General features: G+C 68.7%; 19 protein-coding genes, 1 tRNA gene and 2 pseudogenes. 9 read left to right on the top strand and 13 right to left on the bottom strand.

Translation table 11 applies throughout. The features are described 5' to 3' along the window. The 6 genes and pseudogenes from amrb99_RS38310 to amrb99_RS38285 form a co-directional block, all read left to right on the top strand. Window positions 1–126: pseudogene (locus amrb99_RS38310) on the top strand (integrase core domain-containing protein); the annotation flags it as partial. 353 nt (window positions 127–479) lie between these two features. Beyond that, complete coding sequence (locus tag amrb99_RS38305; protein ID WP_347257031.1) at window positions 480–2,378, top strand: DUF3987 domain-containing protein; 1,899 nt, start codon at window positions 480–482, stop codon at window positions 2,376–2,378. A gap of 242 nt (window positions 2,379–2,620) precedes the next feature. After that, window positions 2,621–2,821: a helix-turn-helix domain-containing protein gene (locus tag amrb99_RS38300; protein ID WP_190865694.1), complete on the top strand. Its 201-nt coding sequence runs from the start codon at window positions 2,621–2,623 to the stop codon at window positions 2,819–2,821. After that, window positions 2,818–4,254 carry a tyrosine-type recombinase/integrase gene (locus amrb99_RS38295; RefSeq protein WP_190865692.1) on the top strand — a complete coding sequence of 479 codons (1,437 nt, stop codon included), beginning with the start codon at window positions 2,818–2,820 and terminating at the stop codon, window positions 4,252–4,254. Before amrb99_RS38300 ends, amrb99_RS38295 begins: the two co-directional genes overlap by 4 nt. 687 nt (window positions 4,255–4,941) lie before the next feature. Continuing rightward, the gene (locus amrb99_RS38290) at window positions 4,942–6,252 is read left to right on the top strand and encodes a hypothetical protein (protein ID WP_190865689.1); all 1,311 of its coding nucleotides are present in this window, start codon (window positions 4,942–4,944) and stop codon (window positions 6,250–6,252) included. Window positions 6,253–7,201: 949 nt separating this feature from the next. Then, window positions 7,202–8,554: a hypothetical protein gene (locus tag amrb99_RS38285; RefSeq protein ID WP_190865688.1), complete on the top strand. Its 1,353-nt coding sequence runs from the start codon at window positions 7,202–7,204 to the stop codon at window positions 8,552–8,554. Window positions 8,555–9,046: 492 nt separating this feature from the next. Here the strand turns inward: amrb99_RS38285 and amrb99_RS51835 are convergent, their stop codons facing one another. Then, window positions 9,047–9,658 carry an alanine racemase gene (locus amrb99_RS51835; protein WP_241756321.1) on the bottom strand — a complete coding sequence of 204 codons (612 nt, stop codon included), beginning with the start codon at window positions 9,656–9,658 and terminating at the stop codon, window positions 9,047–9,049. Window positions 9,659–9,906: 248 nt separating this feature from the next. Then, window positions 9,907–9,991 (bottom strand) — tRNA-Tyr (locus amrb99_RS38275). 151 nt (window positions 9,992–10,142) lie between these two features. Between amrb99_RS38275 and amrb99_RS38270 the strand changes: the two genes are divergently transcribed. Both amrb99_RS38270 and map read left to right on the top strand, forming a co-directional pair. Next, window positions 10,143–10,631 (top strand): YajQ family cyclic di-GMP-binding protein, encoded by a 489-nt coding sequence (locus amrb99_RS38270; RefSeq protein WP_190865686.1) that lies wholly within the window; start codon window positions 10,143–10,145, stop codon window positions 10,629–10,631. 183 nt (window positions 10,632–10,814) lie between these two features. After that, window positions 10,815–11,582, top strand: coding sequence for a type I methionyl aminopeptidase (gene map / locus amrb99_RS38265; RefSeq protein ID WP_190865684.1), 768 nt, complete (start codon window positions 10,815–10,817; stop codon window positions 11,580–11,582). Here map and htpX read toward each other — a convergent pair whose 3' ends face one another. From htpX to amrb99_RS38230, 7 genes are all read right to left on the bottom strand, one after another. Then, a complete protein-coding gene (htpX, locus tag amrb99_RS38260; protein WP_190865682.1) occupies window positions 11,583–12,437 on the bottom strand; it encodes a zinc metalloprotease HtpX in 855 nt (284 codons plus the stop codon). A 109-nt stretch (window positions 12,438–12,546) separates the two neighbouring features. Further along, window positions 12,547–14,037, bottom strand: a complete 1,491-nt coding sequence (locus amrb99_RS38255; protein ID WP_190865681.1) for an NADH-quinone oxidoreductase subunit N — start codon at window positions 14,035–14,037, stop codon at window positions 12,547–12,549. Continuing rightward, window positions 14,037–15,632, bottom strand: coding sequence for an NADH-quinone oxidoreductase subunit M (locus amrb99_RS38250; RefSeq protein ID WP_190865679.1), 1,596 nt, complete (start codon window positions 15,630–15,632; stop codon window positions 14,037–14,039). The genes amrb99_RS38255 and amrb99_RS38250 overlap by 1 nt, the downstream gene beginning before the upstream one ends. 11 nt (window positions 15,633–15,643) lie before the next feature. Continuing rightward, window positions 15,644–17,695 (bottom strand): NADH-quinone oxidoreductase subunit L, encoded by a 2,052-nt coding sequence (locus amrb99_RS38245; protein WP_347257030.1) that lies wholly within the window; start codon window positions 17,693–17,695, stop codon window positions 15,644–15,646. Continuing rightward, window positions 17,692–18,111: an NADH-quinone oxidoreductase subunit NuoK gene (gene nuoK, locus amrb99_RS38240; RefSeq protein ID WP_190865677.1), complete on the bottom strand. Its 420-nt coding sequence runs from the start codon at window positions 18,109–18,111 to the stop codon at window positions 17,692–17,694. The genes amrb99_RS38245 and nuoK overlap by 4 nt, the downstream gene beginning before the upstream one ends. Next, the gene (locus tag amrb99_RS38235; RefSeq protein ID WP_190865675.1) at window positions 18,111–18,671 is read right to left on the bottom strand and encodes an NADH-quinone oxidoreductase subunit J; all 561 of its coding nucleotides are present in this window, start codon (window positions 18,669–18,671) and stop codon (window positions 18,111–18,113) included. The genes nuoK and amrb99_RS38235 overlap by 1 nt, the downstream gene beginning before the upstream one ends. After that, a complete protein-coding gene (locus amrb99_RS38230; RefSeq protein ID WP_206700267.1) occupies window positions 18,668–19,171 on the bottom strand; it encodes a 4Fe-4S binding protein in 504 nt (167 codons plus the stop codon). The genes amrb99_RS38235 and amrb99_RS38230 overlap by 4 nt, the downstream gene beginning before the upstream one ends. A gap of 174 nt (window positions 19,172–19,345) precedes the next feature. On the opposite strand from amrb99_RS38230, the gene amrb99_RS53485 reads away from it, so the two are divergent. Further along, the gene (locus amrb99_RS53485) at window positions 19,346–20,470 is read left to right on the top strand and encodes a helix-hairpin-helix domain-containing protein (RefSeq protein ID WP_190865671.1); all 1,125 of its coding nucleotides are present in this window, start codon (window positions 19,346–19,348) and stop codon (window positions 20,468–20,470) included. Between the two features lie 57 nt (window positions 20,471–20,527). On the opposite strand, the gene amrb99_RS38220 is transcribed toward amrb99_RS53485, so the two are convergent. The 4 genes and pseudogenes from amrb99_RS38220 to amrb99_RS38205 form a co-directional block, all read right to left on the bottom strand. Continuing rightward, entirely contained in the window at window positions 20,528–21,484 is a 957-nt protein-coding gene (locus amrb99_RS38220; RefSeq protein ID WP_190865669.1) for a complex I subunit 1 family protein, read from the bottom strand. Next, the gene (locus amrb99_RS38215; protein ID WP_347257029.1) at window positions 21,477–22,091 is read right to left on the bottom strand and encodes an NADH-quinone oxidoreductase subunit C; all 615 of its coding nucleotides are present in this window, start codon (window positions 22,089–22,091) and stop codon (window positions 21,477–21,479) included. Before amrb99_RS38215 ends, amrb99_RS38220 begins: the two co-directional genes overlap by 8 nt. 614 nt (window positions 22,092–22,705) lie before the next feature. Further along, window positions 22,706–23,149: pseudogene (locus amrb99_RS51825) on the bottom strand (NADH-quinone oxidoreductase subunit B family protein); the annotation flags it as partial. A gap of 99 nt (window positions 23,150–23,248) precedes the next feature. Beyond that, complete coding sequence (locus tag amrb99_RS38205) at window positions 23,249–23,620, bottom strand: NADH-quinone oxidoreductase subunit A (RefSeq protein ID WP_190865665.1); 372 nt, start codon at window positions 23,618–23,620, stop codon at window positions 23,249–23,251. Window positions 23,621–23,656 lie beyond the last annotated feature (36 nt).

The raw sequence follows: 23,656 nt of genomic DNA, 5'->3' as shown, positions 1-23,656 counted from the left end.
CACCCAACGCACCGCAGCCCTGACCGACTTCCTACACACCTACAACCACCACCGCGACCACACACCGCACTGAACGCCCAACCACCCATCACCCGCGTCAACAACCCCACGGGATACAACACCTAGCGCCCTAGGTACAGCCATGCCCGAAACAGCCTCAGGAGCCCCAGTGACCCCCATCATCCTCGCCGCTAGCGACGGCGGATCGAACGCCGGATCGTTCGTCCTCCTCGCCATGGTGGAGGAGCGGAACCGTCCGGCTCCGCCGCACTTCCGGCACGCTCGGAACGGCCCGACGAGGCACGAGACGACGGCGGCGAAGGCGGCGGCCGAACCGGACCTGAGCGGCTCGCCCTCCGCACTTGTCGGAGTAGCGCCACGCGCGGCCCTCTGGACCTACCTGACGGAAACGCGAAACCGATAGCGACCAGGACACCCCGGCCAACCTCGCCGACTTCGTCAGGCCGCTCCCGCACAACATCGAAGCGGAGCAGAACGTACTCGGCGCGGTCATGCTGTCTCCGGCCGCCCTACAAGACGTTCGCGCGCTGCTGGACGGAAGCGAGTTCTACCGCCCCGCTCACCGGATGATCTGGGAGGGCATCACTGGCCTCGCCGATCGTGGCGCGCCCTGCGAACCCGTCGCCGTCGCCGCCGCTATCGATCCGCGAGAACTCGCCAAGATCGCCGGTGCTCCCTATCTCCACACGCTCATCAGCCAGGTACCGAGCGCCACGAACGCCGCCTACTACGCCCAGCTCGTTCGCCGCCTTGCCTACGCGCGGCGGGTCACTGAGACCGGAACCCGGCTCATGCAAATCGGGTACGGCGCGACCGGCGACCAGGACGACGACATGCGGAGCGCCGTTGCCGGCGAAATGACCGCCCTCGCCGCGATGGACGCACAGGGTTGGCCCGCTCCGGCTCCGCTGTCCGCCGCTCCGGAGTTGCCGACCTTTCCTGTCCGGGCATTCCCTGACTGGCTGGGCGAGTACGCCGCACGCCTCGCCGAGAGCACGCAGACTCCGGCCGACCTCGCCGGATGCCTCGCCCTCGCCGTTCTCGGCGTAGCAGCCGGAGGCAAGGTGTGGGTCCGGGGTCCCGCCTGGACGGAGCCAACCAACCTCTTCACGCTCGTTGTGCTGCCGCCCGGCAACCGCAAGTCCGAGGTCTACAAGCACATGACGGCCCCGATCCGGGCTGCCGAAACGATCCTGATCGAAGAGGCCAAGCCCGTCATCGCTGAGGCCGTCATCGCCCGACGCGTCGCCGAAGCGCGCGCCGAGAAGACAGAAAAGGCCGCAGCGAGCGCGGTAGACGCCACCCAACAGGCCGCCGCCCTGGACGACGCGAAGACCGCCCGGCTTGCTCTGGAAGAGGCCACCGTCCCGGCCGAACCGTGCCTGTTCTCCGATGACGCAACCGTGGAACGGCTGACATCCCACCTCGCCGAACAAGGCGGGCGATTCGCGATCCTCTCGCCGGAGGGCGAGGTCTTCTCTATCGCGGCAGGCCGCTATTCCGGCGCCCCGAACTTCGCCATCCTCAAATCCGGCCACGCTGGCGAAGAAATGCGTATCGACCGTGTGGGGCGTCCTTCCGAGCGCATCCCTGCCGCAACGGTCACGCTCGGAATCTGCACGCAACCCGGAGTCCTCACCCGTCTTGGGGAGACGCCGCAGTTCCACGAACAAGGTCTACTCGGCAGACTTCTCTACTCGGTTCCCAAGTCGCTACTTGGCTACCGCAACCCCAACCCTGAACCGATGCCGCAGCAGATCCAAGAGACCTACCGCACCAACGTCACGACTCTCGTGCTCTCGCTGCACGCGCTCTCCGATCCGGAAACGCTCCGCTTCGCACCGGACGCCGAAGATGAAATCTTGTCGCTGCTGGCAGAGACCGAACCGCGCTTCCGCCCTGGAACAGGCGACCTCGCGCACATGACCGATTGGGGCGGCAAGTACGTAGGCGCCGTTCTCAGGATCGCCGCACTCCTCCACATCGCACAACACTTCCGCGAGGGATGGAACCGCCCAATCAGCCTCGCCACGTTCCAGAACGCGCGCCAGATCGGCGAGTACTTCACTGTGCACGCCCAAGCGGCTTACGACGCCATCGGAGCCGACCCGGCCGTTGCCGACGCACGCGCCCTACTCGACTGGATCGAGCGAACCGGGACCACGCAATTCGGTGCCCGTGACGTGCTCTCGTCTCTCCGGCGCTTCAAGAAGGTCGCAGACCTGGACCCGGCGCTCCGTGTTCTGGAGTCTCACGGCTGGATTCGGCGCCTTCTCGCACCACCGAAGACAGGGCGAGGACGCAAGTCCGGCCCTGTGTACGAGACGCATCCGGAGGCGACGGGGGCGACTCGATGACTACGGCATACCGCTTGCAGCGCGTCACCGCCGCCCCCGGCTGCCAGCGGTGCAGCCCGTCAGCAGAATCCAGCGGAAAGCCCCCAAGCACGATTCTGCGGGATTCCGCTGACGTGCTTCACCGCTGTAGGTCGCCGCCCCGCCGCCGTTGACGTCGCTCCCCGTGACCGCTGCACAGCCACCAGCACGGCACCGGCCACCAGTCCGACCGATCACACAAGCCGGAGAAATCGAGGTAGCAATTGCCCACCAAGACGCAGCTTGACGAAAAGCTCACCGTCGCCGAGGTATGCGCCGAACTCAAGATCTCCCCGTCAACCTTCTACGACTGGCGTCTCAAAGACCGCGCCCCTCAGTGTCTCACCCTTCCGAACAAGTCGCTTCGGATCCTCCGATCCGAACTCGACCGCTGGCTCTCGACATGCGAGGACGACGCCCGATGAAGGACACCACGTTCGACGTCCGCATTCACGCGACGCAGGTCCGGCACGGCTCAAGGGTCACGTCCTACATCGTTCGATGGAAGGTCGGCCCGAAGCGCTGGAAGGACTCGTTCCGCAACAAGGCTCAGGCCGACAGTTTCCGCGCCTCGCTCGTCACCGCTGCAAAGAATGGCGAGGCGTTCAACCTCAGGACTGGCCGCCCAGTCTCATGGGGGCGCGAGGCGGAGGCGCGCAGCTGGTACGCCTTCTCTCTCGACTACGCTGCCGCCAAGTGGCCGTACGCGTCACCGAATCACCGCCGAGGTATCGCTGAGGCTCTCACGGACGCGACGGAAGCCCTCCTAACGTCTCCGAAGGGCGCCCCGTCCCGCGAGGAAATCCGCTTCGCCCTGCGTAGCTGGGCCTACAGTGAGCGGCTCCAGAAGGGCGGAGAGCCGCCCGCGAGCATCGTTCCCACACTTCGATGGTTGGAGCGGAACACCGTCGACATGGCAGACCTCTCCCCTGACCGCGGCGGCGCCACCATCGCGCGGTCCGTTCTCGACAGGCTCAGCCAGAAGAAGGACGGCAGCCCGGCCGCCGGCACCACGGCCACCCGGAAGCGCGTCACGTTCAACAACGCCATGGAGTACGCGTGTGAGCGCTCAATCCTGCCCGCCAACCCACTCAAGCGAGTGAAGTGGACCAGGCCCCGGATGGCACAGACGCTCGACATTCGGACGGTGGTGAACGCAGAACAGGCCGCGCGTCTTCTCAACGCGGTCAGGCAACAGGGCAAGCGGGGGGAGTGCATGGTCGCGTTCTTCGGCCTCATGTACTACGCCGCGCTGCGCCCTGAGGAGGTTATAGACATCAGACGCGAGAACCTCGTTTCGCTCCCGCCGGAGGGCTGGGGGGAGTTGCGCCTCACACACTCCGAGCCCCGTAGCGGGTCCAGGTGGACCAACGGAGGCACGGCCCGCGACCGGCAACCACTCAAGCACCGCGCCCCCGGAGAGACGCGTTCCGTTCCACTACACCCGGAACTCGTGCGTCTCCTGCGGCACCACATCGAAGCATTCCGGGGCCAACCTGGCACCCGCTTATTCATCGGACCGCGCGGCGGGATCATGACCGACCGAACGTACTTGAGCGCCTGGCGCACGGCGAGGGCGAACGCGCTAACGCCCGAAGAGGCCGCCTCGCCACTCGCAGAGACGCCGTACTCCCTGCGGCACGCCGCCGTGTCCACCTGGCTGAGTGCGGGAGTCGCTCCCGCGCAGGTGGCCGAGTGGGCAGGCCACAGCGTGGCGGTCCTTCTTCGCGTCTACGCCAAGTGCGTAGCCGGCCAGGAAGAGGAGGCCAAGCGCCGCATTGCGGAGGCAACAAAGGTCATCAGGAAGCCCACCGTAGGCGAGTCGGGCACCTCCGGAGGCTCTGGAGAGGTCGCCTAGGCGCTTCAGAAACGTGGGCCCGCGTTGGGCCTGCACAGCCGCAGACGTCCGCACACGATCAGAGACAACCGGACAGCGACAAGACGGCCTCTTGCCAGAGCCTTACCTGGTGAGAGGCCGTTCTTGTGATTGTTGCAGGTGCAGAGTTCGAACCTGCATAGGCTGAGCCGACGGACTTGCAGAGAGAACACATCTGCAGCCTTAGCCACATCTTGACTTGCACATATACTCAGTCAACGGCGCGACAGCCCGGGCCCAGTCCAGCCGGGATTCCGACATGACTTCCTGGCGCCACACAAGCGCCGAACGGGCGATACTGGCCCGCGTTCTCCAACTCTTCTTAGCTCTCCCACTACAAGTTATCACCACAAATCCAGCCATCGGCGTCAAACAAGGCCTGCCAGACTCATGCCAGGCGGCCGGGAAGGCGGCCGGCGTCTAAGGTGCAGGCAGGAGGCGATGGCCAGACGAAGAGCCGACCACTTTTGGCCATTGCCTCACTGGGCTGACCTATGCGAACTTAGATGCACGGGTTCAGTTCATTCAGGCGGCTCCTCCTTCAGACTATGTGACCGATCGGACAATCCCAGCAAGAGAAAGATGCCGCAGCGAATATACGTCCCCAAGGTGACAACAATGCGACTTAGCAAGCAATAGCCAGAGCGAACTTAAGAGGGACCCTTATACATGCAGTTCAATCTCACAGGATCGGCCGCGTTAACGACAACTCGTCGCCACCTCATGTTTTTTGTCAATCTTATGCGTCGCCAGATAAGCAAGCGAGCATATAAGCGCATAGCCGGGTCTGTCCGGAAAAAAATCCATGAAGAACTAAAGTGGGCCGTTGAACGCGTCGATGGGATTAAGCAACTCGAAGACGAAGATAGGGGCCGACTGCGCGCACGTGTTACCAGGCTGGCTATGCGGCGAGGAACATACTGGATGGTCACGCCCACATGGGGCTACACCCTGCATGGGATTGCTCTCATTTTTGTATTGGTTCTGGGCGTCTTATTTGGATCCGCGATCAGCGAACTGAGAGGAAGCTCCACTGGGCAAGCGGTGCGGTCGACAATGCTCGTCTTCATCGCTCTTGTGTGGCTTGCCGCTGCGCTTACTGCCCCAGCAAGTCGTCGACTTGACCACAAACTTAGTAGGTTGGATCTTAGAAAGCCCGGAAGGCGTCGAAAGTGGCAACTACTTCTACTGTTCAGCGCACTTTGTTCTACTTATACGATTGCGACACCAGATCAAAAGGAGGGCGACCCAACCAGCGGAGACTGGAGCGTATTGGCCATTGAGATTTTCATTGCCACGATCTTCACGTTTGTCTGGCAGGCCGCTAGCGCCGACCTGTTTTATCTGTCATGGCGCCGAAAGAATCCCGGCCCAAGCCAGCTTGACCTCATTATGATGCGCATTCTCGACATCACATATTGGGTTGAATGGTGTACTCATGACAACAGATGGTCCAACAGATCATTCTGCGTAATCTTAACAGGTGAGCTAGAGAGAATTGCTCGCGAATCCGAGCGATTCGCATTGCGCAGAGTGCCCTGGTGGGACCTGCAAGCGCGTCGCGAAGCAAGGCGGCTTGGTTTACGACTAGCGGCTATTATTCGTATGCACAAGGTTCCACTCGCATCCGCCGTCGGCATGGGGGACTTCATTCGCGTTGAGGCGTCGCTTTTAGGCGGGTTGATTGCGTGGCAAAATGAAGATCTAGAAGAGCTTCTTAAAGCGGTTCCCGAGGTCGGCTTACGCGCCTGGATCCGCCCTCTACTGGGACGCGCTTGGTCAGGACTCATCCTTGCCTTAATGGCTCTCTGGTTGCCGAATACTTCGGCGTTTCACAATTCTCCGCAAGCGGCCGATAGTGTCAGGGCAGCCTTGCTCATTAGTGCCATCCTCGCACTGATAAGCGGCGGTGTTGCGGCTCCGGAACGCGTAAACGCGGTGCTTGATAAGGCCCTGCCATTCGGCCCAAAGAAGGAGTGACTGCCCTTAGAGTGCAACGATGGAGCGCACCTCGGTGGCGTACGACTGGCGTAGACGCTTATGGAGCGTCCCGGTTCGATGCGCAGCGTCTCGCCGGGCTGGGCAAGGCTGGCGAGCTCGGCACCGTACTGCTTCCAGTCGAATCGAGTACCGGGCGTGCTGTAGTCAACGGCCAAGCCGCCGCAGAGGTTGAACTCACGGAGCCCGGCATGGCCGGATCCTATCCAGCCACGCACGGTCTCGCGCGATGATTTCAGCCAACTGGGCCGCCATGGTGGACGCGTCCAGCCCGGACGCCAGATGCGCATGGATTCCGCGTTAGCGGACGTGTGTCAGGGCGGCCAGGGTGTCCCGGTACGGGGAGATCTCCGGCACGCTCGGCGCCAAGAGTGCCGCCTTGCGTAGCCGGCCCGGGGGAAGAGGCCAAGCACCACGGGGGAACCGAGGTCATCAGAAGGCCCGGCGACGGCCAGAGCGACGCCTGTGGCCGGTGTGGGGGCCGCCTACGATCAGAGACAGCCGGACAGCAGCGAAACGGCCCCTCGCCAGTGTCGTACCTGGTGAGGGGCCGTTCCCTGTGAGTGTGGCGGGTGCAGGGTTCGAAGCTGCGTAGGCTAAGCCGACAGATTTACAAAGGGACCTCGTTCTATGCTCGCAATAGGCTCTGACCTGTGGAAGCCATCCTCTCAGCAGCGAACCGCGCTTCCTCCTGTCCCGTGATGAGCCCGAGAGCCCTCATCCCCCCTGCGACTACCCCCGTATCTCCCCACCTCCGTAGACGAACTACCAGACTGGCGCAGCGACACGCATGGTTGCTGCGGCTTCCTACGCCCTGCGGCGCTCGCAGCACTCAGTCTTGTGATGTCTCGTGGCTGAAGACCACTTTAGGACGAAGTCGCTCTCCTGAACCCGATGCGCTACCCATGAGCAGCGCCTTATGCTAGCCAGCATGACCGAAGAGGGAACGGAACTGCCCGCCCATGTAGATATAGATGATCTCAAGCGCAGACTTCCGCCGGACGATCCACGCCTCAATGTCGAGGCTCGATGCATCGCCGCTAATATCGATTACGAGTGGCTTGTGGAAGCCGTCGAAAAAAAGCTTCAGATCGGCTTGCGCGTAGACCTTCCCAATGGCAAAGAAAAGCGGCCAGTTTATCTAAACTTTTCCGATTGTGTACGCCTACTGGGAGCGAACTTTCAGGAAGCCAAGTTTCTCGGTGATTACTGGGCGGTCCACTATATTGACACTGGCACAATTGAGGCTCGCATAAAGGGGGTTGCAACGCCGCCGTCGGCACTGAGACGGTTTTCTGGGGTAATGACTAAGCGCCAGTCCACCCTATTCGACGAAGACGAAGAATCATCCTACTTCGAGGAGACAGACGACCCTACTTCACCATGGCGATTGCAGTTCAAAAACTCTGGATCACTTCCCCTGTCAGCCGAGATCGGTACCGCAAGTGATCGGTTCGCGATCCTGACGTCGATTCACCGTCCTCTGATCGTTTTGCGGCTAGAAGGAGTAAAAACCGTTCGCCATGACGAAGCACTGGATCTGCTTAGACGGGTATCCAGTGCCATCTTCTTCGATCTCGACGTCCGTCATGACATCGCATGCGGACTGTCCGATTATCCGCGTACGCAAATTCGATTCGCCGGACGACGAAACAGACGCGCCGGGAGTGTTCCACAGCTCCCACGCTATGAATACCAACAAAAACCCTTCGACTTGTATCAGTATGGCCGCTCGGCGCCAGGAATGCCGCTGCTGCAGTTCCTTGCCTTTTATCAGGTCTTGGAGTATAGCTTTCCTAGCTTCAGCCACAGGGAAGCACTCGACCGCCTCAAAAATGAGGTTCGCGATCCGTCCTTTGATCCAGAGAAAGACAGCGACATAGGGCGGCTGCTCGCCTTAGCTCAGTCCTTCGGAAGGAGCTATGGCAACGAGCGTGACCAACTTAAGGCAACGATTCGCGGCTGCATAGACGACAACCGTTTGAAGGCCTTCGTCTCTAGAGACGAAGAGAGCCTCAAGTACTTCACAACCGCCCACCCAATACGTGGGCTAAAGCTGTTGGATCCACAAAACAAGAACAACGATATCCGCGATCAAGTCGCAACTCGAGTCTACGACATCCGCTGCCGTGTCGTCCACACAAAGGATGAGGGAACTGAATCGGCGCCTGAGCTGTTGCTGCCTTCTTCACAAGAAGCACAGTCCATGGACAAAGACATCGAGTTGGTCCGTTTCTTGGCCCAGAGAGTCTTGATCGCTACTGCATCCAAACTTCGCATCTGAAACCATTTTGAGCTCAAAATAGAAGACGGCTTCGCCGATCTGGTCGGCGAAGCCCTCTCATATGCCGTCACCCGCCTAGGTAACGGACGACGGGCTTTGGGTGCATGAGGAAATCGTGGTGGGAGATGTTCCAGGCGTAGGCGCCGGCCTTGGAGAAGGCGACCAGGTCGCCGACTACGATGCGTTCCGTGGGGACCTCGCGTGCAAAGACGTCCTTTGGTGTGCAGAGCCGGCCAACGAGAGTGACGGGCTCGTTGGCGGACCGCGGGACCGTCGCCGGTGCCGGTGAGGATGTCGAACGGCTGGCTGCTTGGTGACCGGCGTCCGGATGTGCATGGTGCCGCCGCCTAGGACGGCTTACCACTGGCCGTGTGCCTTCTTCACGTCCAGTATTTCCGTGATGCACCACCCGGCGTAGACGCTGATGGAGCGGCCCGGTTCGATGCGCAGTGTGTCGCCCGGCTGCGCGAGGTTGGCGACCTCGGCGCCGTACTACTTCCAGTCAAAGCTGGTGCCGGGCGTGCTGTAGTCGACTGCCATGCCACCGCGGAGGTTGAACTCACGTGCCCCGGTGTGGCTGATCCTGTCGAGCCACGCGCGGCCCCACGCAAGGATCTCGGCGGACTGGGCCGCCATGGCGGACGCGTCGAGCCCGGACGCTAGGTGCGCGTAGACGGCGCGTAGACGCACGTGCGGCGAGGCGGTCAGGGTGTCGGTGCAGGTGTCCATGAGTTCGGGGTCCATGCTGAATGGGCCGCTCATGGCCAGCGCGACGCCGCTGCGGTCGCCGGCGAGCTTGACCCGTAGCAGGACTTCGACCTCGCGCCCAGCCGCCTCGGCGATGCGCGCGAGGCGGGATAGCTCGTGCGGGCTTTCGACGTGGATGCGCTCGACGCCGAGGTTGAGCGCCAGTTCGAGTTCGTCATCGGTCTTGCCGGGGCCGCCGAACGCCAACCGCGCGTCCGGGAAAGCCTCGCGCACGTGCGCCAGCTCGCCGCCGGACGCGACCTCGATGCCGTCGACGTACGAAGCGAGCGCTCGAAGGATCGGGACGTCGGGGTTGGCTCTGGCGGCATGGGAGATCTCCGGCACGCTCGGCGCCAAGAGTGCCGCCTTGCGTAGCCGGCCCGGGGGAAGAGGCCAAGCACCACGGGGGAACCGAGGTCATCAGAAGGCCCGGCGACGGCCAGAGCGACGCCTGTGGCCGGTGTGGGGGCCGCCTACGCCCTTCAAACGCGGGCCCGTATTGGGCCCGCGCAGCCGTAGACGGCCGCAAACGATCAGAGACAGCCGGACAGCAGCGGAACGGCCCCTCACCAGGGTCGTACCTGGTGAGGGGCCGTTTCTCGTTGTGGTGGCGGGTGCAGGGTTCGAACCTGCGTAGGCTAAGCCGACGGATTTACAGTCCGCTCCCATTGGCCACTCGGGCAACCCGCCGTGGCGTCGCTCTCGCGACGGCACTGGAAAGAATAGCGGACGCGGCGAGTGGTCGTGACATCGGAGGCGGGCGGTGCGGAGCCGCGGGGGCGGGTCGCGAGTCGCTACGCTCTCAGGACCGCGAAGGTGCTGCTGAGGGGAAGTGTGCGCGATGGCCGACAGCTCGTTTGACATCGTCTCGAAGCTCGACCGGCAGGAGGTCGACAACGCTCTGAACCAGGCCGCCAAGGAGGTGGCCAACCGGTTCGACTTCCGGAACGTGGACGCCGGGATCAAGTGGTCCGGGGAGAGCATCGAGATCCAGGCGAACACCGAGGAGCGGGCGAACGCCGTGCTCGACGTGCTGAAGGACAAGCTGGTCAAGCGGGGGATCTCGCTGAAGGCGATCGATCCCGGCGAGCCGCGGTTGTCGGGGAAGATCTACAAGCTGGGCGTCGGGCTGAAGGAGGGCATCTCCCAGGAGGACGCCAAGAAGATCGGCAAGATCGTCCGGGACGAGGGGCCGAAGGGGATCAAGGCCCAGATCCAGGGGGACGAGCTGCGGGTGAGCTCGAAGAAGAAGGACGATCTTCAGCAGGTCATCGCCCTGCTGAAGAGCAAGGACCTGGACGTCGCCCTCCAGTTCGTCAACTACCGGTAGAGCGGACGAGAGCCCGCCGGCCGCCTCCCCCGCAGAGGCGGCCGGCGCGCTCTCGTGGGTTATGACGCGGCGGCGGGCTCGTCGGTTCGCTCTGATTCGGAGAAAGGTTCGAGGCGGGCGGCGCGGAGGACCTGGCCCCGCTCGCGGTGCTCGTCGGTGAGGGGCGTGGTTACCATCTCCGCCATGGTGACGTACCGAACCCCACGGGAGTGGGAGCTCATGCGGGAGGCGGGACGGGTCGTGGCCCGCATCCTCTCGGGGACGCGGGAGGCCGCGGAGCCGGGCCTGCCGCTCGCGGAGCTGGACGCGGTGGCCGGGCGGATCCTGAAGGAGAACGGGGCGACGTCGCCGTTCCTGCACTACAAGCCGAGCTGGGCGCCCGTGCCGTATCCGGCGAACATCTGCGTGTCGGTCAATGACGTGGTCGTGCACGGCATTCCGGACGGGCGGGTGCTGGAGGACGGGGACCTGGTCTCGGTCGACTGCGGGGCGACGCTCGACGGGTACTGCGGGGACGCGGCCGTGTCGTTCTTCGTGGGGGACGGGGACGAGGCGGGCCGGCGGCTTCTGGACGTGACCGAGACCGCGCTGCGGCGGGCGATCGCGGCGGCCGTGCCGGGGAACCGGATGGGCGACATCGCGAACGCGGTGGAGCGGACGGCGCGCAAGGCCGGGTTCGGGATCACGCGGGGCTGCGGCGGGCACGGCATCGGGACGGAGATGCACGAGGACCCGGCGGTGCCGAACGTGGGCAAGGCGGGCAAGGGGATGCCGCTGCGGGAGGGCCTGACGATCGCGATCGAGCCGATGTTCCACGAGGGCGGGTCGGACGACTCGCGGCTGCTGGCGGACGGCTGGTCGATCGCGACGGCGGACGGCGGCCGGGCCGCGCACTTCGAGCACACCATCGCGATCACACCGGACGGCCCGCTGGTCCTGACGGCGCCGTAGCTAGCGGCGGCCCGCCATGCGTTCGAGGCGGGCGATGCGCTCGGCGGTCGGCGGGTGGGTGGAGAACAGCTTGCCGATGCCGGCGCCGCGGAACGGGTTGGCGATCATCAGGGCGCTGGTGGTGGCGAGCTCGGGGTCCTGCGGCAGCGGCATCGCCTGGGTGCCCGCCTCGATCTTGCGGAGGGCGGACGCGAGGGCGAGCGGGTCGCCGGTGAGGCGGGCGCCGGCGGAGTCGGCGGCGAACTCGCGGGTGCGGCTGATCGCCATCTGCACGACGGCGGCGGCGACGGGGCCGAGCACCAGCATGAGCAGGGCGCCGAGGACGCCGGGGCCGTCGTCGTCGTCCGCCCGCCCGATCGGCAGGAAGATCGCCAGGTGCGACAGGTACGTGATCACGGTGGCGATGGCGGCGGCGACGGACGAGATCAGGATGTCGCGGTTGTAGACGTGCGAGAGCTCGTGGCCGAGGACGGCGCGCAGTTCCCGCTCGTCCAGCATGCGCAGGATGCCGCGGGTGCAGCAGACGGCGGCGTTGCGCGGGTTGCGGCCGGTGGCGAACGCGTTCGGCTGGCGGGTCTCGGAGACGTACAGCCGCGGCATGGGCTGGCGGGCGGTGGTCGACAGCTCGCGGACGAGCCGGTAGAGCATCGGCGCCTCGACCTCGCCGACGGGGTGGGCGCGCATGGAGCGCAGCGCGATCCGGTCGGAGAAGACGTAGGCGACGCCGTTGGTGGCGAGGGCGATGACCAGCGCGATGGTGAGTCCGGCGGTGCCGCCGAACGCCCAGCCGATCGCGAGCATCAGTGCCGACAGCGCAGCGATCAGTGCCGCCGTCTTGACGCCGTTGAACCGCACTCCGCACCGCCTCCCCGTCCGGACCCGCCATGAACAACAACGGTGTGACCAGCCTCAACGTTCCCGCTTCGCGGGCGGCCGCCGGCCGGGCCGGGGCCCTGCCTCCAGGTTAGGTCGCGGCTGAGACGGTCTGGAGGACGATCTGCGGCGCGACCGACAGCACGACCGCGCCTGCGGCGGTCGCGGCGAGGGCGGCGCGGACGGGCCATCCGGGCAGCGGGTCGGCGAACGGGCGGACCGGCGGGGTGAACAGCCGGACGGCCCAGGCGAGGTAGTAGTACAGGCCGATGGCGGTGTTGACCGCCATGATCACGGCGAGCCAGGTGACGCCGCCCGCGACGGTGGCGCGGAACACCACGACCTTCGCGAACAGCCCCATGACGCCCGGCGGGAGGCCGGCGAGGCAGATGAGGAAGAACGCGAGGGCGGTCGCGGTGGCGGGGCTGCGGTGGGCGAGGCCGCGGTAGCCGTCCAGGGTGTCGCGGTGGGGCCGGGCGCCGTCGAGCCGGCGCCGCGCGAACCCGGTGACGACGGTGAACGCGCCGAGATTCATGACGGCGTAGAGGGCGACGTAGGCGGTGGTGGCGGCGACGGCCTCGGGGAGGCGGTGCGACCCGACCGACAGGGGCGCGAGCATGTAGCCGGACTGGGCGACGGACGACCAGGCCAGCAGCCGGATCGCGGTCCGCTGGCGGAGCGCGACGAGGTTGCCGAGGGTCATGGTGAGCGCGGCGAGGACGGCGATCACCGGGCCCCACACGTGCCCGTACGCGGGGAGCCCGAGGGCGAGGACGATGGCGAGTCCGGCGAACCCGGCGGCCTTCGACACGACGGACAGGAACGCGGCGACGGGCAGCGGCGCGCCCTCGTAGACGTCCGGGGCCCAGAAGTGGAACGGGACGGCGGCGACCTTGAACGCGAACCCGGCGAGGAGGAGGACGACGCCGACGGCGGCGACCGGGTCCAGGTCGGCGGGGACGCGGCCGAGGGCGGGCGCGATCCGGTCGAGGTGCATGGCGCCGGTCGTCCCGTACACCAGCGAGATGCCGAACAGCATGATCGCGGTGGAGACGACGGAGACGAGGAACAGCTTGAGCGCGGCCTCGGACGCGCGGCCGTCGTAGCGGCGGAGGCCGACGAGGGCGAACACCGGCAGCGACAGCGTCTCCAGCGCGACCAGCAGCAGGACGAGGTCGCGGGCGGCGACGAGCGTGAGGGCGCCGACCACCGCGCACAGCAGCAGGAAGTGGTACTCCCCCGCGGGGATCTCCGAGTCGGTGATCTCCTGGAGGGACAGCAGCACGACGACCAGGGCGGCGGCGAGCACGAGGCCCTGGAACAGCAGGGTGAAGTCGTCGGTGACGTAGGAGCAGGAGCGGGGGCCGCCGCCGCGCAGCGCGTCCGGCACGCAGAAGGTGGCGCGGCGGTCGCCGGGCGCCAGCGCGATCACCGCGATCAGCGCGGCGCCGAGCGCACCGCAGCAGGCAGGGCCGAGGACGCGGCGCGGGACGTCGAACGCGTCGGCGAGCAGCAGGCCGAGCGCGGCGACGGCGACGATCAGCGGGGGCGCGATCGCCGCGTAGTCGATGCCCTGGATCATCAGCCGCCTCCGAACAGCGCGCGGACCGGCGCGGCGGTCACGTCCAGCAGGGTCTTCGGCCACAGCCCGACGAGCAGGGTGAGCGCGATCAGCGGGACCCAGGCGGCGTACTCTTGGGCCGACACCACGGCGCCCGGACCGGCCGCGGCGGCGGGTTCGAGGTCGGCCGCGGCGGGTTCGGGGCCGCCCACCCCCGGTTCCGGCGCGGGCCCGGCGGTGGATTCGGGACCACCGGCCGGGGCCGGTCCGGCGGCGGGTTCCGGCGCCGGGCCGTGGGTGATCTTGGCGAGCACGCGCAGGAAGTAGCCGGCGGTGAGCAGCGCGCCGATCCCGGCGACCGCCATGAACGTGACGAACGCGCCGCGCGGCAGGTCGGCGTGCGGCCGGTACGCGCCGACCATGGCGAGCATCTCGCCCCAGAACCCGGCGAGCCCCGGCAGCCCGAGCGAGGCGACGGACGCGAAGGTCAGCACGGACGCCAGGCGCGGCGCGGTGCCGAGCATGCCGCCGCCGATCCGGTCCATGTCGGTGGTGCCCCAGCGGTCCTTCACCGCTCCGGCCAGGAAGAACAGCAGCCCGGTGATCAGGCCGTGCGCGATGTTGCCGAACAGTGCGGCGTTGATCCCGACGGGGGTGAGCGTCGCGATGCCGAGCAGCACGAACCCCATGTGCCCGACGGACGAGTACGCGATCATCCGTTTGAGGTCGCGCTGGGCGAGGCAGGCGAGCGCGCCGTAGACGATCCCGATCACGGCGAGGAGCCCGAGCCACGGCGCCCACACCCGCGCGCCGTCCGGAGCGAGCGGCAGCGCGACGCGGACGAGCCCGTAGGTGCCCATCTTCAGCAGCACGCCCGCCAGCAGCACGGACCCGACGGTGGGCGCCTCGGTGTGCGCGTCCGGCAGCCAGGTGTGCAGCGGCCACATCGGCGCCTTCACCGCGAGCCCGACGGCCATCAGCGCGAAGGCGGCGATCTGGATGCCGTGGGAGACACCGGAGCCATGCCGCGCCGCCAGTTGGACCATGTCGAGGGTGCCCGCGTTGACGGCCACGAGCAGCATTCCGGCGAGCAGCAGACCCGACCCGAGCAGCGTGTACAGGATGAATTTGGTCGCGGCGGCGCGGCGCCCGTCCCCGCCCCACAGCATGATCACCACGTACATCGGGATCAGCACGGTCTCGAAGAACACGAAGAACAGCACGAGGTCGAGGGCGGTGAACGTGCCGATCAGGCCGACCTCGAGGACGAGCAGCAGCGCGGTCAGCAGCCGGATCCGCCCGCCCGCCGGGGGATGCCGCAGCGTGTACAGGAAGCACAGGAACGTCAGCAGGGCGGTCAGCACGACCAGCGGCAGCGAGATCCCGTCCGCGCCGAGGTGGAACCGCAGCCCGATCGCGGGCGCCCACGCCCAGTCCGCCTGGAGCTGCGTCCGCGAGGTGTCGCCGAAGTCGAACGCGGTGAGCGCGGAGACCGCGACGAGCAGCGTCGCCGCGGACACGCCCGTCCCGAACGCCCGGACGGCGAACCCGGTGCGCAGGAACCGGTCCGCCGGGACGAGCAGCGCCACCGCCCCGAACAGCGGAATCGCCATCATCCACAGGAAGATCACCGGAAGATCACCACCAGGGCCGTGATGACGACGACGCCCGCGAGCAGGCCCGTCAGGTACGTCTGCGGGTTGCCGTTCTGCGGGATCCGCAGCAGCCCGCCGAGCCGCCGCGCGCCCCGTCCGGCCCCGACGACGGCCGCGTCGACGCCGCGCCGGTCGAACAGCACGACACCGCGCGCGAGGGCCCGGACGGGGCGGACGATCGCCATCGCGTACAGCTCGTCCAGGTAGAAGCCCCGCGCGAACACCCGGCGCACCGGCCCGAGGGCGACCGCCGGATCGGACGCCGGGTCCCGGTTCCAGAGCAGGTACACCGCGCCCCCGCCGATGATCAGCAGCGCGATGCCGAGCAGCGCCGGTCCGGCGTGCGGGCGCAGCTCGCTCGCGCCGAGCCCGAAGAACCCGAGGATCGCGGCGGGCACCGCCAGCGCCGCCACCGTCCACGACATGAACTTCGACGGCTCGCGGATCTCGTACGTCCCGCGCGGCTCCCCGAAGAACGTCATCAGCCAGGCCCGCATCGCGTACGCCGCCGTCAGCGCGACCGTCAGCAGCAGCCCGAGGTACACCAGCCACGCCACCCCGGACGGCAGGTCGACGGAGGCGACGCTCGTGGAGAGTCCGCCCGGTGGGATGTCCACGCGCCCCACGATGTGGTCGCTGAACGGCGGCCGGCCGCCCATCACGGCCAGGTCGTGCGGGAGCCCGCTCGGGGACGGCCCCGGAAGCGGGGCCGCCGGCGGTGCGGCGGGACCGTCCGAGGTCAGCGGGGCGTAGGCGAACCAGCCGGCCTCGGTCGTCTCGTGGCCGTGGAGGGCGGCGTGCTGGGCGGCCTCGATGACGGAGTCCTTGCTGAACCAGCCGCTGAACGGCGGGACGCCCGCGAGGGCCGCGAACCCCGCCGTCATCGACCAGAAGGTGATCGGCATGCCGCGCCGCAGCCCGCCGTGCTTCGCGAGCAGCGTGGACCCGGTCGTCGCGATCACGCAGCCGGCGGCGAGGAACAGCAGCGCCTTGAACGCGCCGTGCGCCAGCAGGTGGAAGATCGCCGCGGACCTCGCGCCGACCGCGAGCGCGGCCGCCATCACGGCGAGCTGGCTGATCGTCGAGTAGGCGAGGACGCGTTTCAGGTCGTCCTGGGCGAGGGCCGCGAGCGCCGCGCCGACCATCGAGATCACCGCGATGACGCCGAGGACGGCCAGCGCGCCGGGCGCGGCGACGAACACCCCGTACAGCCGCGCGACGACGTAGACGCCGGCCGCGACCATCGTGGCGGCGTGGATCAGCGCGCTGATCGGCGTCGGGCCGGCCATGGCGTCCGGTAGCCAGGTGTGCAGCGGGAACTGGGCGCTCTTGCCCGCGACGCCGGCGAGCAGCAGCAGCGCGGCGACGGTGAGCGTCGAGCCCGGCATCGTCCAGACCCGGGCGAGGACGCCCTGGATCTCGAACGTGCGGGCGCCGAGCCCGAGCACGATGATCCCGATGAGGAAGCCGACGTCGCCCAGCCGCGTCACCAGGAACGCCTTGACGGCGGCGCGGGAGTTGGCCCGCTCCTCCCAGTGGTGGCCGATCAGGAAGTACGAGCAGATGCCCATGACCTCCCAGCCGACGTACAGGACGATGAGGTCTCCGGCGAGGACCACCAGCAGCATCGCGGCGGTGAACAGCGAGATGAACGCGGCGTAGGACGAGTAGCGCCGGTCGCCGTCCATGTAGGCGACCGAGTACACCTGGACGGCGAGCGCGACGCAGCAGACCATCAGCGCGACGACCGCGGACAGGCCGTCCACCTGCAGCCCGATCCGGATCGGCACCGAGCCGGTGTCGATCACCGCGAGCGAGCCCGTCCGCTCGCCGGGGTCCCGCCAGACGACGAACGCGACGATCGCCGACAGGACGAGCGAGACGGCGACGGGGACGCAGGCGATCAGCGCCGGGCCGTTGCGGCGGGGCGAGCCCAGCAGCCGCCCGAGCGCGGGGCCGAACAGCATGCCGCCGAACGCGGCGAGGAACGGCAGCAGGATCGCCAGGGACGCGAGCCAGATCACGGCGTCGCCCCCTCGACCGGCTCGGCGCCGGTCTTGGCGGCAGGCTCCGGCTCCGGCTCGTCAGTCTCGGGCTCGTCGGCGGGCTCGTGCTCGTCAGCGGACTCGTCGTCGGACTCGGACAGGGCACGGAGCCGGTCGATGTCGACCATCTGGCGGTTCCGGAACACCAGCAGGACGATCGCCAGGCCGAGCCCGACCTCCGCCGCCGCGATCACGATCGTGAACAGGGTGAGCACCTGCCCGCCGTGCAGCCGGTCGCGGAACCGCATGTCGAACGTGACGAGGTTCAGGTTGACCGCGTTCAGCATCAGCTCGACCGACATCAGGACGAGGATGGCGTTGCGCCGCGCCAGCACCCCGTACACGCCGACGGAGAACAGCAGCGCCGCGACGACGGTCGGGTAGGCCAGGTGCATCAGCCGCGCCCCTTCCCCCGGCCGGAGCGGCCGGAGCCGTTCGAACGGTCGGAGCGGCGGGAGCCGATGTCGGTGCGGGACAGGACGATCGCGCCGACCAGCGAGGCCAGCAGCAGCACCGACAGCACCTCGAACGGCAGCACCCACGTCCGGAACACGCCGGCGCCCAGCGCGCTCGCCGACCCGCCGCCCGCGCGCAGCGTCATCCGCTCGTCCCGGAAGCCCATGACCATGACCGTGACCAGGACCGCGGCGGTGGCCACCGCGACCGCGGCGGCGGCCCACCGGTTGCCGGAGTCGAGGTCGGCGGAGTCGCCGATCGGCGCGCGCGTCAGCATGATCCCGAACAGCAGCAGCACGACGACCGCGCCGACGTAGATCAGCACCTGCACCCACGCGACGAACTCCGCGGTCAGCACCAGGTAGCCGCCCGCGAGCGCGCCGAACGACAGCACCAGCCACAGCGCCGCGTGGACGAGCCGCCGCGTCGTCACCACCATGATCCCGGCCCCGACGGCCACCACCCCGAGCAGCGTGAAGACGATCTCCTGGCCGCTCACCGCCGGCTCCCCGGCGGGCCGGGCGGGCCGGAGGGCGGGCGCCGCGCGGCCCGCGCCGCCGCCTTCTCCGCCGCCGCGATCTCCTTCGGCGGCTCGGCGGCCGGGTCGTGGGCCTGCGGCGGCGGGACGGTCCACATCCACTCCCGGAGCCGCTCCTTCTCGTGGGTCAGCTCCGCGATGTCGTACTCGGCGTACTCGAACTCCGGCGACCAGAACAGCGCGTCGAACGGGCAGACCTCGATGCAGATGCCGCAGTACATGCACAGCGCGAAGTCGATCGCGAACCGGTCGAGGACGTTGTGGACGCGCGGCCGTCCGCCGCCCTCGGCGGGGACGGTCTCCTTGTGCGAGTCGATGTAGATGCACCAGTCGGGGCATTCGCGCGCGCAGAGCATGCAAACGGTGCAGTTCTCCTCGAAGAGCGCGATCACCCCCCGGCTGCGCGGGGGCAGATCGGGCTGCACCTCGGGGTATTGACGCGTGATGGAGCGCCGCGTCATAGTCCGCAACGTGACGGCCAGCCCCTTGGCCAGCCCGCCTCCTGGCAACCGTCCCACCCGCAACATGATTGCGCACGAAACGCCGCCGTGGAACGCGGCGGGTTCCGCGTTCGTCGGACGATACGCGGGCACCCGCGGTCCGCGCTCCTGTACGCCTGCGGGCAAGGAGGACATGTGAGCCACCATGCGGACGGACAGTACGACCCCGGAGCCGACCACGCCCGCCCGCAGCCCTCCGCGCCGCCGGGCCCCACACCGCCGAACACCACACCGTCGGACGCCACGCCGTCGGACGCCACTCCTCCGAGTGCCACGCCGCCTGGCGGGACGCCCGTGCAGGGGACGCCGCCGGGCGGCCTGCCGGTGCACCGCACCACCAAGCCGGACGGTTTCACGCCGCCGCGCGGCACCTCGGTGCCGCGCCCGCCCGTCCCGCCGCAGCCCGCCGCCTCCCCACCGCATCCGGTCGCGCCGCCTCGTCCTGCGGCCGCGCCGCCGCATCCACCGGCCTTACCGCCCCGTCCGGCGGCACCGCGTACTTCCGTCCCGCCCCCAGTGGACCCGCGGCGTCCCGTGCAGCCGCCGGGACCGCCGGACCGGTCCCCGACCTGGGGGTCCGGCGGGTATCCGCTTCCGCCGCTGCGTCCCGTGCCGCCGCTTCCGCCGCCGCCCGAGCAGCCGAACGGCGTGCTGTGGGCGATCATGCCGTTCCTCACGTTCGGCCTCGCGACGCCCGTGACGTTCTTCTACGCCGCCGTGAAGCGCGGATCGTGGAACCACGGCGCCGCCGCGGCCGGCTACGGGATCGGCCTCGTGACGATGCTGGCCGCCCTGAACAGCGGGAACGTGCTTCTGATCGCGCTCGGCACCATCCTGCTGCTGACGCTGTGGCCCGCGGGGACCGCGCACGCCTTCGCCGTCCGCCGCCAGGTGTACCCCCGCGAGGTCCCGCGCAGCCACAACAACGAGAACGCCGTCGAGTACGCCAAGTACCGGCGGAACCTGCGCGCCGACGCCCGCGCCATCGCCGCCGACGACCCGGCGCTCGCGCACGAGCTGCGGATCGGCCGCCCGGACGTCCCGCGCGCCTACGACGACGGCGGCCTCGTCGACGCCAACCACGCCCCGGCCGAGATCATCGCGGCCCTGCCGGGGATGACGGAGGAGCTGGCCGAGCGGGTCGTCGCGCACCGGGACGAGCACGGCACGTTCGTCTCCGTAGAGGAGATGGCCGTGGACTGCGACCTGCCGCCCGCGATCATGCCGCAGCTCGCCGAGTACACGATCTTCCTCCCCTGACCGTCCCGCCGCGTCCCGCCGCACCGCGCCGCACCGCACCGCGTCGCGCAGGAAGGGCTAGGCGAACGCGACCTTGAGGACGCCGGTCAGCGCGAGCTGTACCAGCGACAGCGGGACGAGCCACGCCCACGCGAGCCTCTGGAGCTGGTCCTCGCGCATCCGCGGGTAGCTGACCCGCAGCCAGATCACGCAGAACGCCAGCACCGCCGCCTTGATCAGCGTCCAGAGCCAGCCCAGCTCGGTGTTCAGGAACGGGCCCTTCCACCCGCCGAGGAACAGCACGGCCGTCAGCGCGCACAGCACCACGATCCCGGCGTACTCCGCCAGGATGAACAGCGCGAACCGCAGCCCGCCGTACTCGGTGTACGGGCCGAAGATGATCTCCGAGTCTGCGACCGGCATGTCGAACGGCGGGCGGCGCAGCTCCGCGAGGCCCGCGACGAAGAACACCACCGCGCCGATCGCCTGCCACGGCAGCCACCACCAGCGCCACTCGCCGACGATGCCCTGCAGCGACAGCGTGCCCGCCGCCATCGCCACCGACGACGCCGCGAACACCATCGGCAGTTCGTAGGACATCAGCTGCGCCGCGACCCGGATCCCGCCGAGCAGCGCGTACTTGTTCGCGCTCGCCCAGCCGGCCATGATCGCGCCGATCACCCCGACGCCCATCACCGCGAGCGCGAAGAACACCCCGACGCCGAGGTCCAGCGCGACCTGCCCGCCCGGACCGACCGGCACCACGATCAGCACCAGCAGGTACGGGACGAGCGCGACGCCCGGCGCCAGCTTGAACACCCACCGGTCGGCGTCGCGCGGGACGACGTCCTCCTTCTGCGCGAACTTCACGCCGTCCGCGACGAGCTGCGCCCAGCCGTGGAAACCGCCCGCGTACATGGGGCCGAGGCGGCCCTGCATGTGCGCCATCACCTTGTGCTCGGCCTGCCCGACCAGCAGCGGCAGCAGCGCGAACGCGGCCGCGACCAGCACCAGCTTCCCGATGGTCTCAAGCATCCGGACCCCGCTCCCGCGGCGGGCGCCCGGCGGCCCGGCGGCGCTCCGCCGCCTCCGCCCACGGGCCCTCGTCGGGCACGCCGGGCGGCCGGACGCGGCGGCGGCTCGGCGCGCCGTGCCCCGACTCGCCGGGCTCCTTCGCGCCCGGCCACGGCTTCGCGACCCGCGCCGCCAGCACGAAGTCCTTGCGCAGCGGATGGCCCTCGAAGCCGTCCGGCAGCAGCAGCGGGACGAGGTTCGGGTGCCCCTCGAACACGACGCCGAACATCTCGGCCGTCTCCCGCTCGTGCCACGCGGCGCCCCGGTAGACGCCGATGGCGGTCGGGAGGGACGGCGCGTCCCTCGGCACCCGCGTCCGGACGAGAAGATGGTGCCGCCGCTCCAGCGAGTACACGTGGGCGACGACGGCGAAGCCCTCGCCGAGCTCGTCCACGCCGGTCAGCCAGTCGAAGAAGGCGCAGGCCAGGTCGTCGCGGGCGAAGGTGAGCGCCTCCACCCAGCGGTCGGCCGGCACGCCGACGGACAGCCCGCCGGCCGTCTCCTCGGTCGTCACGTCGTCGCCGAACCGGTCCGTCCAGGCGGCGGTCAGCTCCGCGGCGGCGCTCACCGGCTCCGCCCGATCTCGTCGTCGTTCCCGTCGTCGGCGAGCCCCGGGATGATCGACGGGTCGTGCTCGGACCGAGGCCGCCGCCGCGGTTCGCCCGCCCGCGGCTCGTCGGCGGGCGGCTCCTCGGCGGGCGGCTCCTCGGCGGGCGGCTCGGTGTACTGCGGCTCCTCGGCGGCGGGGATCGGCCGCGTCTCGTCGTCGGGACGCACCGCGCCGGGCTCGTCCGCGGGTTCCGGTCCGGCGGCGGGCAGCGGCATGGTCCCGCCCTCGGCGGCCGGGGCGTCGCGGGGCCCCTCCGCCTCCGGTTCGACGGGCGGAAGGGGACGCGTCTCATCGTCCGGACGCACGTCATCGGCTTCGGGCGCGGGCCGGTCCGCCGGCGGCGGCGGTTCGGGCGGCGCGACGGGCAGCGTCACGTCCGACGGCGACGCTTCGTCCCGCGCCGAAGGCTCGCCGGACGGCTCCTCGGCGGACGGTTCGTCGGCAGGCGGCTCCTCGGCGGGCGGCTCGTCGGCGGGCGGCGGCTGGAGGGGGCGGCGCAGGACGGTGGCCGAGAACGGCCGCGGCGCGGGCGGCGGGCTCATCGGGTCGCCGCCGTCGTAGCGGTCGCCGAGCGACTCGGCGGCGATCTTCTCCTGCAGGTGGACGATGCCCTGGAGGAGCGCCTCGGGACGCGGCGGGCAGCCGGGGACGTACACGTCCACCGGGATGATCTGGTCGACGCCCTTGGTCACGCAGTAGGAGTCCCAGTACGGGCCGCCGCAGTTGGAACAGGCGCCGAACGAGATCACGTACTTGGGCTCGGGCATCTGCTCGTACAGCCGCCGGACGGCGGGCGCCATCTTGTCGCTGACGGTGCCGGACACGACCATCAGGTCCGCCTGGCGAGGGCCGGGCGCGAACGGGATGACGCCGAGCCGGATGAAGTCGTGCCTGCTCATCGACGTGGCGATGAACTCGATCGCGCAGCAGGCCAGGCCGAAGTTGAAGACCCAGAGCGAATAGCGGCGGCCCCAGTTGAGCACGAACTTGACCGGCTTGGGCGCGAGCCGCGACAGGGGTCCGACGCTCGGCGGCGGGAGATCGATGGTGCCCACGCAAGCATTGTTACAGCCCGGACGGGTCGCGCCGGAGGCTCGGGACGTCGAGGGGCGGGCTCAGACCCAGGACAGGACGCCTTTGCGGCCCGCATAGAGCAGCCCGACGGCGAGGAAGGCCAGGAAGACGAACATCTCCCCGAGCGTGGTGGCGCCATAGCCGGGGGCGGAGAAGACCGTCGCCCAGGGGAAGAGGAACACGGCGTCCACCGCGAAGACCACGTACAGGTAGGCGAAGACGTAATAGCGGATGTAGGAGTGCGCCCAGCCGCCGCCGACCGGGTCGACGCCGCACTCGTAGGTGGTGAGCTTCTCGGCGGTCGGGCGGTGCGGGCGGAGCATCCGGTTCGCGGCGAGGCCGCCGCCGACGATGCCGCCGCCGGCGATCACCAGTGCGCCGAGCGCGACATATGAGCTGAAATAGTTATGCACCGTCACGCTCCCGTCTGCGTCCAAGCAAGTATCCCC

The organism is Actinomadura sp. RB99 (assembly GCF_014706005.1).
In the GTDB taxonomy this organism is placed as follows: Bacteria; Actinomycetota; Actinomycetes; order Streptosporangiales; family Streptosporangiaceae; genus Spirillospora.
This window is presented reverse-complemented; position numbering and strand designations above follow the sequence as displayed.

Bases quoted from the DNA above. Each gene is read 5' to 3' on its own strand.
- amrb99_RS38255 (WP_190865681.1), bottom strand. From the start codon at position 14,037: ATGATCCAGGGCATCGACTACGCGGCGATCGCGCCCCCGCTGATCGTC.
- amrb99_RS38230 (WP_206700267.1), bottom strand. From the start codon at position 19,171: ATGACGCGGCGCTCCATCACGCGTCAATACCCCGAGGTGCAGCCCGAT.
- amrb99_RS38220 (WP_190865669.1), bottom strand. From the start codon at position 21,484: ATGCTTGAGACCATCGGGAAGCTGGTGCTGGTCGCGGCCGCGTTCGCG.
- amrb99_RS38285 (WP_190865688.1), top strand. From the start codon at position 7,202: ATGACCGAAGAGGGAACGGAACTGCCCGCCCATGTAGATATAGATGAT.
- amrb99_RS38250 (WP_190865679.1), bottom strand. From the start codon at position 15,632: ATGATGGCGATTCCGCTGTTCGGGGCGGTGGCGCTGCTCGTCCCGGCG.
- amrb99_RS38295 (WP_190865692.1), top strand. From the start codon at position 2,818: ATGAAGGACACCACGTTCGACGTCCGCATTCACGCGACGCAGGTCCGG.
- map (WP_190865684.1), top strand. From the start codon at position 10,815: ATGGTGACGTACCGAACCCCACGGGAGTGGGAGCTCATGCGGGAGGCG.
- amrb99_RS38290 (WP_190865689.1), top strand. From the start codon at position 4,942: ATGCAGTTCAATCTCACAGGATCGGCCGCGTTAACGACAACTCGTCGC.
- amrb99_RS38270 (WP_190865686.1), top strand. From the start codon at position 10,143: ATGGCCGACAGCTCGTTTGACATCGTCTCGAAGCTCGACCGGCAGGAG.
- nuoK (WP_190865677.1), bottom strand. From the start codon at position 18,111: ATGCACCTGGCCTACCCGACCGTCGTCGCGGCGCTGCTGTTCTCCGTC.